General features: G+C 62.5%; 16 protein-coding genes. 10 read left to right on the top strand and 6 right to left on the bottom strand.

Features of this window, described 5'->3' with window-relative positions; all coding sequences use genetic code 11:
- Nucleotides 1-9 precede the first annotated feature (9 nt).
- Complete coding sequence (locus AC3YMN_RS11430; protein WP_127752816.1) at nucleotides 10-642, bottom strand: PilZ domain-containing protein; 633 nt, start codon at nucleotides 640-642, stop codon at nucleotides 10-12.
- Between the two features lie 122 nt (nucleotides 643-764).
- Nucleotides 765-1,412 carry a PAS domain-containing protein gene (locus AC3YMN_RS11425; RefSeq protein ID WP_164854785.1) on the bottom strand — a complete coding sequence of 216 codons (648 nt, stop codon included), beginning with the start codon at nucleotides 1,410-1,412 and terminating at the stop codon, nucleotides 765-767.
- Nucleotides 1,413-1,591: 179 nt separating this feature from the next.
- Between AC3YMN_RS11425 and AC3YMN_RS11420 the strand changes: the two genes are divergently transcribed.
- Nucleotides 1,592-2,326: a rhomboid family intramembrane serine protease gene (locus AC3YMN_RS11420; RefSeq protein ID WP_489890069.1), complete on the top strand. Its 735-nt coding sequence runs from the start codon at nucleotides 1,592-1,594 to the stop codon at nucleotides 2,324-2,326.
- Here AC3YMN_RS11420 and hisI read toward each other — a convergent pair.
- Together hisI and folE are read right to left on the bottom strand one after the other, a co-directional pair.
- Nucleotides 2,323-2,772: a phosphoribosyl-AMP cyclohydrolase gene (gene hisI / locus AC3YMN_RS11415; protein ID WP_172123092.1), complete on the bottom strand. Its 450-nt coding sequence runs from the start codon at nucleotides 2,770-2,772 to the stop codon at nucleotides 2,323-2,325. The two genes, AC3YMN_RS11420 and hisI, sit on opposite strands and share 4 nt — an antisense overlap.
- Before the next feature lie 40 nt (nucleotides 2,773-2,812).
- Nucleotides 2,813-3,436: a GTP cyclohydrolase I FolE gene (gene folE / locus AC3YMN_RS11410; RefSeq protein WP_127752820.1), complete on the bottom strand. Its 624-nt coding sequence runs from the start codon at nucleotides 3,434-3,436 to the stop codon at nucleotides 2,813-2,815.
- Between the two features lie 142 nt (nucleotides 3,437-3,578).
- Here folE and AC3YMN_RS11405 point away from each other — a divergent pair, with 142 nt between their 5' ends.
- The 5 genes from AC3YMN_RS11405 to arfB all read left to right on the top strand — a co-directional run bounded on the left by AC3YMN_RS11405 (nucleotide 3,579) and on the right by arfB (nucleotide 7,114).
- Nucleotides 3,579-4,022: an iron-sulfur cluster assembly scaffold protein gene (locus AC3YMN_RS11405; RefSeq protein ID WP_489890068.1), complete on the top strand. Its 444-nt coding sequence runs from the start codon at nucleotides 3,579-3,581 to the stop codon at nucleotides 4,020-4,022.
- Nucleotides 4,019-4,330: a membrane protein insertion efficiency factor YidD gene (gene yidD / locus AC3YMN_RS11400; protein WP_127752822.1), complete on the top strand. Its 312-nt coding sequence runs from the start codon at nucleotides 4,019-4,021 to the stop codon at nucleotides 4,328-4,330. Before AC3YMN_RS11405 ends, yidD begins: the two co-directional genes overlap by 4 nt.
- A 123-nt stretch (nucleotides 4,331-4,453) precedes the next feature.
- Nucleotides 4,454-6,433, top strand: a complete 1,980-nt coding sequence (gene thrS, locus AC3YMN_RS11395) for a threonine--tRNA ligase (protein WP_489890067.1) — start codon at nucleotides 4,454-4,456, stop codon at nucleotides 6,431-6,433.
- A 3-nt stretch (nucleotides 6,434-6,436) separates the two neighbouring features.
- Nucleotides 6,437-6,667, top strand: a complete 231-nt coding sequence (locus tag AC3YMN_RS11390; protein WP_127752824.1) for a hypothetical protein — start codon at nucleotides 6,437-6,439, stop codon at nucleotides 6,665-6,667.
- A 15-nt stretch (nucleotides 6,668-6,682) separates the two neighbouring features.
- Nucleotides 6,683-7,114, top strand: coding sequence for an alternative ribosome rescue aminoacyl-tRNA hydrolase ArfB (arfB, locus tag AC3YMN_RS11385; RefSeq protein WP_489890066.1), 432 nt, complete (start codon nucleotides 6,683-6,685; stop codon nucleotides 7,112-7,114).
- 50 nt (nucleotides 7,115-7,164) lie between these two features.
- Here arfB and AC3YMN_RS11380 read toward each other — a convergent pair whose 3' ends face one another.
- Nucleotides 7,165-8,988 (bottom strand): hypothetical protein, encoded by a 1,824-nt coding sequence (locus AC3YMN_RS11380; protein ID WP_489890065.1) that lies wholly within the window; start codon nucleotides 8,986-8,988, stop codon nucleotides 7,165-7,167.
- 88 nt (nucleotides 8,989-9,076) lie between these two features.
- Complete coding sequence (locus tag AC3YMN_RS11375) at nucleotides 9,077-9,940, bottom strand: hypothetical protein (RefSeq protein WP_489890064.1); 864 nt, start codon at nucleotides 9,938-9,940, stop codon at nucleotides 9,077-9,079.
- Nucleotides 9,941-10,244: 304 nt separating this feature from the next.
- Here AC3YMN_RS11375 and AC3YMN_RS11370 point away from each other — a divergent pair, with 304 nt between their 5' ends.
- From AC3YMN_RS11370 to AC3YMN_RS11355, 4 genes are all read left to right on the top strand, one after another.
- The gene (locus AC3YMN_RS11370) at nucleotides 10,245-10,832 is read left to right on the top strand and encodes a nitroreductase family protein (RefSeq protein ID WP_489890063.1); all 588 of its coding nucleotides are present in this window, start codon (nucleotides 10,245-10,247) and stop codon (nucleotides 10,830-10,832) included.
- Between the two features lie 40 nt (nucleotides 10,833-10,872).
- A complete protein-coding gene (locus AC3YMN_RS11365) occupies nucleotides 10,873-11,121 on the top strand; it encodes a DUF2188 domain-containing protein (RefSeq protein WP_489890062.1) in 249 nt (82 codons plus the stop codon).
- 67 nt (nucleotides 11,122-11,188) lie between these two features.
- The gene (locus tag AC3YMN_RS11360; protein WP_489890061.1) at nucleotides 11,189-12,001 is read left to right on the top strand and encodes a transglycosylase SLT domain-containing protein; all 813 of its coding nucleotides are present in this window, start codon (nucleotides 11,189-11,191) and stop codon (nucleotides 11,999-12,001) included.
- Nucleotides 12,002-12,072: 71 nt separating this feature from the next.
- Nucleotides 12,073-12,225 carry a hypothetical protein gene (locus AC3YMN_RS11355; RefSeq protein WP_172123101.1) on the top strand — a complete coding sequence of 51 codons (153 nt, stop codon included), beginning with the start codon at nucleotides 12,073-12,075 and terminating at the stop codon, nucleotides 12,223-12,225.
- The last annotated feature ends 41 nt before the right edge of the window (nucleotides 12,226-12,266 follow it).

Below are 12,266 nucleotides of genomic sequence, written 5' to 3'. Positions count from 1 at the left end.
GTTTCGGCGTCAGTTCATCCGCAGGTTTTGTTGTACCACCGTCAGCATTTCCTGGGCAGAGGCGAACTCCACCGCAACCCCGTTCTGGAAATGGCGCACGACGCGAGCGCGCATGCGGCCCAGCGTAATCGGCGTGCCCAGGGCGGGGCGCACATCCAGCTCCACCGCGGCGCCCGAGAGTGAGATGTCGATGATCTTGCAGTTATAGCGTCGGCCATCATCCAGCACGACGCTGGAATGGCGGATATCGGGCACCACACGTTCGTGGCGGCGATCTTCAGGCAGGTTTAGCAGTTCCTTGTTGGCGAGCCAGGTCAGCTGGGCCGCCATCTTGTCGCGCTTGCGCGGCGAGGCGGCGATGTTCATGCAGAACCCACCATCGATCTGGGCGAGGATGGTGCCCTCTATGCGACCAACAAGGTCCACATACGCAATCACCTTTTCCCCCACAACGCCACTGATGGGCGCTACGACCACCGCGTCGCCGGGCGACATCTCAAGAATCTGGCAGGGGAACTCGCGGCGGTCCGCCAGCATATAGCGGCCAAGGACGGAAACCTTGACGCGCTGGAATTGAATGGGCTCGGCACGCGTGCGGGCCGGGGCGATGAAGCGCGGAGAAGGTATTGCGTCGCTGAGCATGCGCCAGACCGATGGTGAGCGTTATCCACGCAAACCTATCGAGCTTTGGTTAAACAGTTGTAAGAATTTGAGCTCCAAAGGTGCGCAGATCGGCGTGTTTCTGCAGGTTCTGCGGCAAGGACTTACTTACCACGACCGCCGTCGATCACAGCCAGATGGGCGTAGCGGCGGGCGGAGCGGCCATAAACGGTGGCGGGCATTGGCGCCGAGGCGGAATAGCTGCGCTCGCCCACCACCTGCACCGACACATCCCGGACGGTTTCCTCCAGCGCCACATCATCGGGCCAGATCAACCGCAGGCCGGAAATGCGCTGCTCGATGATCGGCTGCACGCCCAGCCAATAGGGCTCGTTGACCGCCGTCATCGCGCCCAAGAGGCGGGTATGGGTGGAGCCATTGTGCCGCAACGGCATCAGGATAGTTTCAAAGCTGGCCTTGGTGTGGATTGCCGTGGTGCCGCTGAAGGTTACCAGCGCCACCGCATGGTCTTCGGTCACTGCACGCAGGAGGGTGTCGAGCGCATCCTGATCGCGTTCATGCCAGAGGGCGGAAAAGGAGCGGCCCTTGAGTTCGCGGCAATAGCTGTTGCACAGATGGGAACCAGCAAGGCGGAACGAGAATTTGTCGTTCTCATCGAGTTCAAGGATGAAGGTGTTGCCCAGGGCATCGCGAATGCGGGCCGGGTCAATGTCCTTGCGGTCTGGAGCGCTGCGGGAACCCCGCAGCTTGTTCCAATAATCATAGAGCGTTTTGGTGCTCGTTTTTTGCATGGTCGACCCAGTTGCGGAATGGGCGCGCATTCCCCCCATGGAACGCTTTCGCCGCATCTCAACCATGGCAAAATGGCTCGACAATTGCGCCATTAATCAAAGCTTAAGGTTAACGCGCCCACCCGATTGTGGATAAAGAGGCGCAAACGGGCAGTGCGCCTGAGAGTCGGAGAGATCACATGGCCGAACAAGGCCCCCCAGCCGGTGAGGCCGGTGCTACCAGGCGCGAACCGGTTTTCTTGCTGCCAGGTTCGGTGACGGCGCTCTGTGGCGTGCTGGTCGCCATTCACCTGGCGTCAACCTTGATCCTTAACCCCGACGGGTGGAATCAGCTGATCTTCTGGGGTGGGTTTCTGCCGCTGCGAATCGTTGCCGCCTTTGATGATCCGAGCCTAGGGGTGCCGCTGCTCTGGACCCCGCTGACCCATGCATTTCTGCATGGCAGCTGGGACCATTTGCTGGTCAACGTGGCCTGGCTCGCGATCTTCGGCACCCCGGTCGCGCGCCGCTATGGCGCCGTGCCGATGCTGCTGATCTTTTGCGTGTCCTCGATCGCCGGTGCGGCGGCCTTTGCCGCCACCACGCTGTGGAACGGGGCTTACCTCATCGGGGCTTCGGGTGGCGTGGCGGGGCTCACCGGCGCGGCAGTGCGATTCTTTTTCCAGCCAGTGCTGGTGGGGGTGGACCCCGAAACCGGCGAGCAGGTGATTCTCGGGCGCCGGCTGGCGAGCCTGCCCGAGCTGTTCCGCGACAAGCGGGCCCGGATGTTCGTGCTGATCTGGGTGGTGCTCAATGCGGCGGTGCCGCTCCTGCCCATGCTGACCGGCACCAATGTGGGCATTGCCTGGCAGGCCCATCTGGGTGGCTTTTTTGCGGGTCTGTTGATGGTCGGTTTGTTTGAGCGGCGGCCTTAGCCGTAGACTTCGTCGGGATTAAAGAGGCGCGGCGAGCCGTCGTCTTCAAGCATCAGCTCGCCTTCGTTGAGCACGACGCGCCGGTAAAAGCAGCTCTGGCGGCCGGTATGGCAGGCAGCGCCGCGGCCGGTCTGCTCAACGGTAAGGGCGATGGCGTCCTGGTCGCAATCAAGTCGCAGCTCGGTGACCTGCTGCAGCTCGCCCGAGGTTTCGCCCTTTTTCCAAAGCGCGTTGCGCGAGCGCGACCAGTAATGGGCGATGCCGGTTTCCAACGTTAGCCGCAGGGCCTCCTTGTTCATATGGGCCAGCATCAGCACGGCATTGCTGCCCGCTTCGACGGTGACAACGGTGATGAGGCCATTGGCATCGAACCGGGGAGCAAAGGCGGTGCCTTCCTCCAGTTCGGCAGGGGACAGGCTCGCGGGATCGGCAAAGGTAATGTTCATGGGGCTGGTTTATCCTGCACCTGGCGGCTTTGCCAACCGGTCAGCGTCGCGTTACCATCGCAAAAAACCGGTCACGCTCCACCCGGTCCTCGGCAAACACGCCGGTGAAGCGATGAGTGACCGTGGTGACATCATGGGCCCGCACGCCGCGCATGGACATGCACATATGCTCGGCCTCGAGCATCACGGCGGCTCCGCGGGGCGTAAGGCTGGCTGTGATGGCGTCGATGATCTGCGCGGTCATCGCTTCCTGCGTCTGCAGCCGGCGCGCGAACACGTCCACCAGCCGGGCTAACTTGGAGAGTCCCACCACGCCATCGACCGGCAGATAGGCGATATGCGCCTTGCCTACGAAAGGCACCATGTGGTGCTCGCAATGGGAGTGGAACGGGATATCGCGCAGAAGGACTATGTCGTCATAGCCGCTGATATCGCGGAAGGTCGTCGACAGGATCTCGGCCGCGTCCTGCTCGTAGCCGGAATAGAACTCGCGATAGGCCTTGGCCACGCGGCTAGGCGTTTCCAGCAGGCCTTCGCGGTTGGGGTCATCTCCAGCCCAGGCGATCAGCGTGCGGACGGCCGCTTCCGCTTCCTCCTGGGTGGGACGGCGCACGGGCGCCGGAAAGGGGGCAACGGGAACGGCGGTTTTCGATAGAGCGTCCATGGCGGCTCCGGTAGCGGCCGGCAAGCAGGCGGGCTGAGCGGGAAAGTGACCGGTTCAGGTGAAACCGCGCCTGTTACAAGGCATGCGCGCTCCTATATAGAGGGAGTGGCGGGCTCTCACAAGAAACAGAATTTCGTGGTTGATGGAACTTAGCGATCTCTATTCCGAGCGTATTCTCGATCTGGCGGCCAATGCTGTCCAGCCGGGGCGCCTGGCGCAGCCCCATGCTTCGGCGCGCAAGGTCAGCCGAGTCTGCGGTTCGCTCATCGAGGTGGACATCGAGGTGACGGACGGGGTGATCACCGGCTACGGCCATCATCTCTCCGCCTGCGCTTTGGGGCAGACCTCGGCGGCGGTGGTCGCGCGCGAAATCGTCGGCACAGATGTCAATGCGTTTCGTGAGTTGCGAGCGCAGATGTACGCGATGCTGCAGGCTGAAGGGACAGGTCCCGCCGGCAAGTGGAGCGATCTCAGCTATCTGCTGCCGGTGCGCGACTACAAGGCTCGACATCAATCGACCCTGCTGGTGTTCGATGCGGTTGTGGAAGCGCTCGATAGCATTCAGGGCGACACCCTGCCCAAATGAAGCCGTCCGCCCAAGCGTTCTGGCGCGCCATCGACCTGCCGTTCAAGCTGGTGGCGGTGCTGCTGATCACCATCTATCGCTACACGCTGTCGGCCTTTGTCGGGCGAACCTGCCGGCATTTGCCGAGCTGTTCGGAATATACCGGCGAGGCGATCTGGCGCTTCGGGTTTTGGCCGGGCGGCTGGATGGGACTGGCGCGCTGGAGCCGCTGCCGGCCCGGTGGCACCCATGGCTATGATCCGGTGCCTGAGGCTTTGCCGGAGGAGGGGCGCTGGTGGCAGCCCTGGCGCTATGGCCGCTGGCGCTAGCACCTGGAAGTCGAGGCGGCACCGAGTTTTTGGTGTGCTCAGGTGGCAATAAACGTAAAGCGTGCTAGATAGGCCCGCCTTGCCGCGAACAGCGCGGCATGAACCCATTTCTGGAGAGAAACAATGACGATCAAGGTGACGTTCCCCGATGGTGCAGCTCGCGATTTTGCGCGCGGCACCACCGGCACCGAGATCGTCGAGGGCATCTCCAAGAGCCTCGCGAAAAAGACGGTGGCGATGCGCTGGAACGGCGTGTTGAGCGATCTCAGCGATCCGCTTGAAGCGGATGGCCGCATCGAGTTCGTGACGCGCGACAGCGGCTCCAAGGATGTGCTGGAGCTGATCCGGCACGACGCCGCCCACGTGCTGGCCGAAGCCGTGCAGGAATTGTGGCCCGACACCCAGGTCACGATCGGCCCGGTGATCGAGAACGGCTTTTACTACGACTTCAAGCGCGACGAGCCGTTCAGCGAGGAAGACTTCCCCGCCATTGAAAAGAAGATGGCCGAAATCATCGATCGCGGCGCTGCCTTTACCAAGGAAATCTGGACGCGCGACCAGGCCAAGGCCTTCTTCAATGCGCGCGGCGAGAACTTCAAGGTCGAGCTGGTGGATGCCATTCCGGCCGACCAGACGCTCAAGATGTACAAGCAGGGCCAGTGGATCGACCTTTGCCGCGGCCCGCATATGCGCACGACCAAGGATGTCGGCAACGCCTTCAAGCTGACCAAGGTGGCCGGCGCTTATTGGCGTGGTGACAGCAATAACCCGGTGCTGAGCCGCATTTACGGCACGGCCTTTGCCACCAAGGATGAACTCGCAGCTTATCTGCACATGATGGAAGAGGCCGAAAAGCGCGACCACCGCAAGATCGGTCAGGAAATGGACCTCTACCATTTCCAGCCCGAAGCGCAGGGTTCGGTGTTCTGGCATCCTCGCGGCTATGTCCTTTACAACCAGATGGAAGCCTATATCCGCCGGCGCCTCAATTCGTCGGGCTATGTGGAGGTGAAAACCCCGCAGCTGATGAGCTCGAAGTTCTGGGAAATGTCGGGGCACTGGGGCAAGTACCGCGAGAACATGTTCGTGGTGCCCGATGAGGTGCCCGGCACAGAAGAAGAAGGTCCGGTGCTGTCAGGCAAGGGCGACCTCATGGCACTCAAGCCCATGAACTGCCCGGCCCACGTGCAGATATTCAACCAGGGCATCAAGAGCTATCGCGATCTGCCGCTGCGCATGGCCGAATTCGGCTGCTGTCACCGCAACGAGGCCCATGGTGCGCTCCATGGCCTGATGCGCGTTCGGCAGATGACGCAGGACGACGCCCATATCTTCTGCCGCGAAGACCAGATTCAGAGCGAAACCGAGCACTTCGTGCATCTGCTGTATTCGGTTTATGCGCATATGGGCTTCGACAATGTGGTGATCAAACTCGCCACGCGCCCCGAAAAGTTCGGCGGCACGATCGAGCGCTGGGATGCGGCCGAAAAGGCGCTGGGCGATGCGCTGCGCGCCACCGGCTATGATTTCGAGATCGCCGAAGGCGAGGGGGCGTTCTATGCGCCCAAGCTCGAATTCCACCTCAAGGACGCGATCGGGCGCTCCTGGCAGGTAGGCACGCTGCAGCTCGATTATGTGCTGCCCGAGCGGCTGGGTGCCACCTACATCGCCGAGGACGGCTCGCGCCAATATGCGGTGATGCTGCACCGGGCGATCCTTGGTTCGCTCGAGCGCTTCATCGGCATGCTGATCGAGAACTATGCCGGCAGGATGCCGATGTGGCTGGCCCCGACCCAGGTTGTGGTCGCGACCATCGTGTCGGAAGCGGACGGATATGCCGAACAGCTGGTGCGCCAGCTGCGCGAAGCCGGCATCCGCGCCGATCTCGATACCCGCAACGAGAAGATCAACTACAAGGTGCGCGAGCACTCGGTCGGCAAGGTGCCGCTCATGTTCGTGGTGGGCAAGCGCGAGGCCGAGGAGGGCACGGTCTCCGTGCGGCGCCTCGGGACCGAAGGGCAAAAGGTCATGCCGGCCATGGACGCCATCGTGGCGCTGATGGCGGAAGCGACCCCGCCCGACCTCCAGCAAAAGGCCGCCTGAACCGTGCCGCAACGTCCGTCCAACCGCGAACTCAAGGCGCTGACGCATCTGGGCGAAGACAACATTCTTGGCCCCGATGACTTCAAGGACATCGGCGAGAAGGTCTTTGCCGGCATGGAAAAGAAGGGTTGGGTGGTCCCTGCCGAGGGGCACCCCAACCGCTTCAAGGCTACGATCAAGGGCCTCACGGTCCACGAGGGGGAAATCATCTTTGCCGGTCGGCTGAAACGCTAAGCCGGGGAAGCGGGCATGGCCGATCCGATCCCCATCACCCGCTCCATCTCCATCGATCCCGGCGAGATCGAGGAAACCTTCGTGCGGGCGGCCGGGCCGGGCGGACAGAACGTCAACAAGGTCTCGAGCGCGGTGCAGCTGCGCTTTGACCTGGCCAACTCCCCCTCCATTCCCGAAGCCATGAAGCGGCGGGTAGCGGCGCTGGCGGGCAAGCGCCTGACCAAGAACGGCGTGATCGTCATCACCGCCAACAGTCATCGCGACCAACCGATGAACCGCGCCGATGCGCTGGAGCGGCTGGTTGGGCTGTTGGTGGCTGGCGCTCATGTGCCAAAGCCCCGGGTGGCCACGCGCCCGACGCTGGCTTCCAAGCGGCGCCGACTGGAAGGCAAGTCGATCCGCTCCGCCACCAAACAGCTACGCAACACTCGGCCAGACGCTGAATAAGGCAACGCCGCCGGCTGTGGTTCGCCGGCGGCGCTGGATTGAGCCTGACCTTACTGGGCGGTGGCCTTGATTGTCACCTTGTCGATCAGAACCTTGGGGTCCTCTTCGGCCGCCATGAAGTCGACAACGCTGACGCCGCCCGGCTCCTTGGCCACAACATCGATATTGAGGTTCTTGGCTTGGCCGCTGACAAAGGTGTTGATGGCGCGCCCGACATTTTGCGCATCAGCGGCGCCGGCGAGCAGGCCCACGATCGTGCCCTCGGCCAGCCCGGCAAAGATTGGCCGGAGCGCTTCTGGTTGGGTGCCCTGCTCAGCGGCAACGGCGGCAAAGATGATGTCGGTGAGCCCCTGATCGCTCACATCGACATTGAGCTTGCCGACGGCCAGTTCCATGCCGGCAGCGAGCGCCGTATCGGCATCAAGGTCAAACAGTTCGGCCGTAGCATTGGTCAGCGTGCCGGTCATGACGATAGTCGCCAGATCCGCCCCGGTCACCGAGATCTCGTTGATGTCGATGCTGCTCGTGGCTTCGTTCCACGCCGCGGCGATCTTGAAGCCGGCATCGATGTCGGTGACACCCAGCGCGCGCAGTTGCGCCAACTGCGGGTCGCTCGTGTCTTCCGGCAAGGCGAAGGCTAGGTTGGTCGCCGACATCAGGAAATCGGTGGGAATGCCGTTGCGGTATTCGGCCAGCGTCAGGTCGAACGCGCCCAGGCTGCCCTTGATGCGCACGGAGCTGTCTTCCGGATCAGGCACATCGACGCTGATCTGTTCAAGTGAGAAGCCGGTAAAGGCGGGCACGAGCTCCCGCGCATTGGCATCAAGCCAGGCCTGGTCGATCGCCTCGGGCGCCGCTTCGATGGCGGCAATCGGGCCAGCGAGGTCGATCTGCTTGAAGACCGCGCGGCCCATTTCGAAGTGGCCATCGCCTTCAACCGCGATGGTCATGCCCTCAATGGTGATCTCGGGATAGATGCCGGGGGACAGCCCGGCCATGCTCATGCTCTTGACCCCGACCGTAAGCGGGCGGTCTTCGTCATCGACGCCGTTGCAATCAAAACCGCCGAACTGGGCCGGGGAGGTTTCAAAGGCGGTGAAGATGTCGGCATACATGCGCAAGGCCGCGCCCATCAGTTCTGGCGAGGGGGTCTCGTCGTCCTCATCCTGATCGTCGAGCGCACTGGAGAGGGCCATGACTTCGGCCATGGAATGGCGGAGCGGCCGGCCCTTCACTTCGGCCATGGTGATCGGGCCCATGGTGCAGCTGACTTCGGGGGCTTTAAACGAGCCGCCCTCAAAGTTGAAATTGGTGTAAAGCGGCGTCAGCTCATTTGAAGGATTGGTCTGGACCAGTCCGTAAAGACCGAGCACCGCGCTGATGTCGAGCGTGGCCGCCGTCATGGCGCCCATCTGGGCACTGCCCTCGTCTTCGCTCTCTACAGTTGTGCCGCCAAGCGACACGGTTGCCGCAACGCCATTCACGACATCAGTGAGCACCAGATCATTGAATACGACTGTGCTTTGCGTGGCGTCGTTGTCGCCACTTGTGGTTTCGATCCGGACATTGATGGCCGGGATGGTAATGCTGGTGGCGGACAGCGACGCCAGCGCTTCGGCATTGTCGGCGATATTGCCGCTGAAAATCTCGCGCAACGTGGCTTCATCAAGATTGGAGTCCACCGCCTCGATCGTATCGATCTCGACCTGCTGGGTCGTGGTTACCTCCGCCGGAGCTGGGGCTGGCTGGGACACCTCCGGCGCCGGGTTCTTGATCTTTTGCGCCCAGGCGGCTCCAACCGGCAGAGCGACGGTGAGCATGCAGGCGGTGACAAGAGCGGCGAGGCCGCGATGGGGTCGGTCACAAAACAACATTGGGGATCTCCTCGCCACTCGGCCCCCACTGCATACTATAGGCTGGCCGGCAGACAAACCCCGTGCCGGCAAGTCGCGCCCGAAGACCCTAGCTTGGGCGGCTGGTGACCGCTGTCAGCACTTCGATGTCTTGGGCTGATCCCGGTTGCACCTGGAAGGCGCGATCAAACACCTTGTCGCCGATCTTTGCGAGCACGACGTAGTCGCCAGCGGACAGGACGGTCGAGGGAAAGGCACCCAGATCGGTAAAGAGGGTGGCGCCATCCGAGCTTTTCACCGTCCATTCCACGTCAGCAATGGCTTCGCCGCCCGGCTCGGACACCAGCTTGAAGGCAACCTGACTGGCATGATGATAAAGCGTTGCGTCGGTGAGTTGGCCGGGCTCCACCCGAAGATCGGCCCGCACTTCGGCATTGATCGTGCCGAAATGGGACACCACGTGGTAGGTGCCGGAATTGAGCGTTACAATGTCGTTGGGCGTCAGGCCCTCCGCGATGGGCACGCTGCCGGTGGCTTCTTCGAGGAAGATGTCGAAGCGCAGCAAGTCGGGTGGGATCGGGATGTCCCCCGTCACTGCAGCATTGAGCCGCAAGGCACCGGCATCAAGCACAAAGCTTTTTTCGTTGGCACCGGCAACCACCGTCACCGTGTAGCTGATCTGAGCCCTGCCATAAGCGATGTGGACCACGTAATCTCCGGGCGCCAGTTCCAGCTTGGCCGTGCCTTCATCGGATTTGGCGACGAGGGGAAGCTCCCCGCTGGCGTCCGGCGTGGGTTCGAAGATGCGCCAAACCAGCCCGTTGGGAACGACTGCCCCGTCCTGAGTGATCTTGGCAGTGAGCGAAACGGGCTGGGGTGCGGATGTCAGCGCATTGATGGCGGCCGTGGCGGGCGTGCTGCCCGGCGCGGCTGGCCCACTGCCGCCCTCACGCTGTGGCCGCGGGCGGGGCATGGGCGGCGACTCCGCACTTTCCTCCTGGGCCAATGGCCCCGGTGACCCCCATGGCAGTTGGGCTCCGAAAACCAGAGTCAGTCCAACAGCAAGGATCGGTCGCAAACGCATGTTAACTCCAGGCAGACAGTCGCCCCCCGCGCTGATCTCAGGCGCGGATGCTAGGCAGCGATTGGGGAGAAGCTGTGTCACAGACCATCCCGGTTGAAAACAGTGGCATGGGCATAGCTACCATTTTGTGTGGTTCTGGACTGGCCCGGCCCCGGCGCACTTGCTATGGCAGCCCCAACAACGGAGAATTTCCATGCCCGCCAACCAGGCCATGCTCGATTATCTTCTGACCCGCCGGTCGGTGGGCATGGCTTTCCTCCAGGAGCCCGGGCCCACCGCCGAGCAGCTCGAGCAAATGCTGACAATCGCCACCCGCGTGCCTGATCATGGCAAGCTGGCGCCCTGGCGGCTGATTCTGATCCAAGGCGAAGATCGCCTGGCCGCCGGCGAGAAACTGGCCGAAATTGCTGCAGCCAAGAACCCCGCGATCGAGCCGGTGGCTATGGATTTGGAGCGGCGCCAGTTCTTGCCGGCGCCCCTGACCGTGGGCGTGCTCTCCACCGCCAAGCCACACCCCAAGATTCCTGAATTCGAGCAGTTGCTGTCGGCGGCCAATGTCGCCTTCAACCTTGTTCATGCGGCCTATGCCATGGGCTTTGCCGCGCAATGGGTTACGCGCTGGTATAGCTATGATGAAACCGCCGCGGCCGCACTTGGTGCACGGCCAGGCGAACGCTTTGTCGGCTTCGTTCATATCGGCACCCCTACCGCAACGATCGAGGATCGCCCCCGCCCGGCGCTTGCCGATGTGGTGACGCGCTGGACGCCTTCTGCAACATAGAACCTCCCCACCGCGTTGTTGCGGAAAGGGAGGAATGGCCATGGCCGAGCATCACTACATCGTTGCGCGCACGGAAAGCCAATGGAAGGTCAGCTATCGCGGCACCGATCAGGGCCCGTTCACCAGCAAGGAAGAAGCCATCGAGATCGCCATCGCTGCAGCCCAGGCCGAGCACAACGAAGGCGAGGACGTGGAAGTGCTGGTGCAGGACATTGAATCGAATTTCCACACGGCCTGGACCTCAAGAAATACCGGGGACGAGGGCGCTCCCCTGGCCACCAAGGCTTGAGCCTTAACGCGGCATTAACCATATCCGTCGCTTAGTCCAGGGGCAAGTTTCTGGAACCGTGCCGCGCATGGGCGTTCAACCAATCGCAGTGCCACAAAGCCTGGCTTATGTGCTCAATGCCGCCGGCGACCGCAACGGCGTCGATTTTGATTATCTGCTGCAAACCGCCATTCGTGAAAGCAGCCTCAATCCGCAGGCCAAGGCGCAGACCTCCTCGGCCACCGGGCTGTTCCAGTTTCTCGAAAGCACCTGGATGCAGGTCATGAAGGAGCAGGGCCCCCGGCTTGGCTATGGCGATTATGCCAATAACATCCAGCGTAACAGCGAGGGCGACTACTTCATCGCCGACCCCCAGGCCCGCCAACAGATTCTGAAATTGCGGGAAGACCCGCAGATCGCCGCCGATCTCGCCGCGGCCTTCACCAAGACCAACGGCGACTACCTGCAATCCCGTTTCGGCCGCATGCCCAGCGCGGGCGAGCTCTATATTGCCCATTTCCTCGGGGCCCAGGGCGCCGAGCGCATGTTCACCGCGGGTTTGCAGAACCCCGATCAGATCGCCGCGAACCTGTTTCCCCGCCAGGCCGCGGCCAATCGCGCGATCTTTTATGCCGATGGCCAACCGCGCACGATCCGTGACGTTTATCGCGTGCTGGTGTCCAAGCATGAAGCCGGCGGCGCCAATGCGAGTTTCGCGGCCCAGCAGTTGACGGGTGTAGCGCCACCATCCACGGTGCCGGCACCGGAGGTGGTGCCCTCACGCTTTTCCCCGGCCAATATGTCGTTCACGGGCCTGTTCACCAACCAAGGCACCTCGCCTGCGCCCGAGATTGCCCCGGAGCCAGGCTCGGCCTTTTTCACCCAGCTCTACGCCCCCTGACAAGAATCGGAACCCGGTTGGCGTGATGACGTTCCTGTCAAAACGCTGACACAGCAGCCGGGAGGCCTGCCATGCGCCATCACTCTGTTCCGTTCGCGCCCAGCCACGAGTTGAGCATCCCGCCAGGATGGGTGTTTGTCGGCTTGCTGGTGGCGAGTTGGCTCGCCGTGATCGGCTTGGCGCATCTGGCGCTCCACCTTTTCGCCCTCCTGACAGGCACTTGATTGCACCGCTATCATGGTGAACGTTTCCTTAAGTCTCCGTG

This window comes from Devosia sp. Z11_6 (genome assembly GCF_058133665.1).
The sequence above is the reverse complement of the archived record's forward strand: the minus strand, read 5'-3'. Positions and strand labels throughout refer to the sequence as shown.

Coding starts and splice junctions, on each gene's coding strand:
- AC3YMN_RS11425 (WP_164854785.1), bottom strand. CDS start 1,412: ATGCAAAAAACGAGCACCAAAACGCTCTATGATTATTGGAACAAGCTG.
- AC3YMN_RS11405 (WP_489890068.1), top strand. CDS start 3,579: ATGGAACTTAGCGATCTCTATTCCGAGCGTATTCTCGATCTGGCGGCC.
- AC3YMN_RS11375 (WP_489890064.1), bottom strand. CDS start 9,940: ATGCCCCGCCCGCGGCCACAGCGTGAGGGCGGCAGTGGGCCAGCCGCG.
- AC3YMN_RS11360 (WP_489890061.1), top strand. CDS start 11,189: ATGGGCGTTCAACCAATCGCAGTGCCACAAAGCCTGGCTTATGTGCTC.
- AC3YMN_RS11365 (WP_489890062.1), top strand. CDS start 10,873: ATGGCCGAGCATCACTACATCGTTGCGCGCACGGAAAGCCAATGGAAG.
- folE (WP_127752820.1), bottom strand. CDS start 3,436: ATGGACGCTCTATCGAAAACCGCCGTTCCCGTTGCCCCCTTTCCGGCG.
- AC3YMN_RS11370 (WP_489890063.1), top strand. CDS start 10,245: ATGCCCGCCAACCAGGCCATGCTCGATTATCTTCTGACCCGCCGGTCG.
- thrS (WP_489890067.1), top strand. CDS start 4,454: ATGACGATCAAGGTGACGTTCCCCGATGGTGCAGCTCGCGATTTTGCG.
- AC3YMN_RS11420 (WP_489890069.1), top strand. CDS start 1,592: ATGGCCGAACAAGGCCCCCCAGCCGGTGAGGCCGGTGCTACCAGGCGC.
- AC3YMN_RS11380 (WP_489890065.1), bottom strand. CDS start 8,988: ATGTTGTTTTGTGACCGACCCCATCGCGGCCTCGCCGCTCTTGTCACC.
- AC3YMN_RS11355 (WP_172123101.1), top strand. CDS start 12,073: ATGCGCCATCACTCTGTTCCGTTCGCGCCCAGCCACGAGTTGAGCATC.
- hisI (WP_172123092.1), bottom strand. CDS start 2,772: ATGAACATTACCTTTGCCGATCCCGCGAGCCTGTCCCCTGCCGAACTG.
- AC3YMN_RS11430 (WP_127752816.1), bottom strand. CDS start 642: ATGCTCAGCGACGCAATACCTTCTCCGCGCTTCATCGCCCCGGCCCGC.
- arfB (WP_489890066.1), top strand. CDS start 6,683: ATGGCCGATCCGATCCCCATCACCCGCTCCATCTCCATCGATCCCGGC.
- yidD (WP_127752822.1), top strand. CDS start 4,019: ATGAAGCCGTCCGCCCAAGCGTTCTGGCGCGCCATCGACCTGCCGTTC.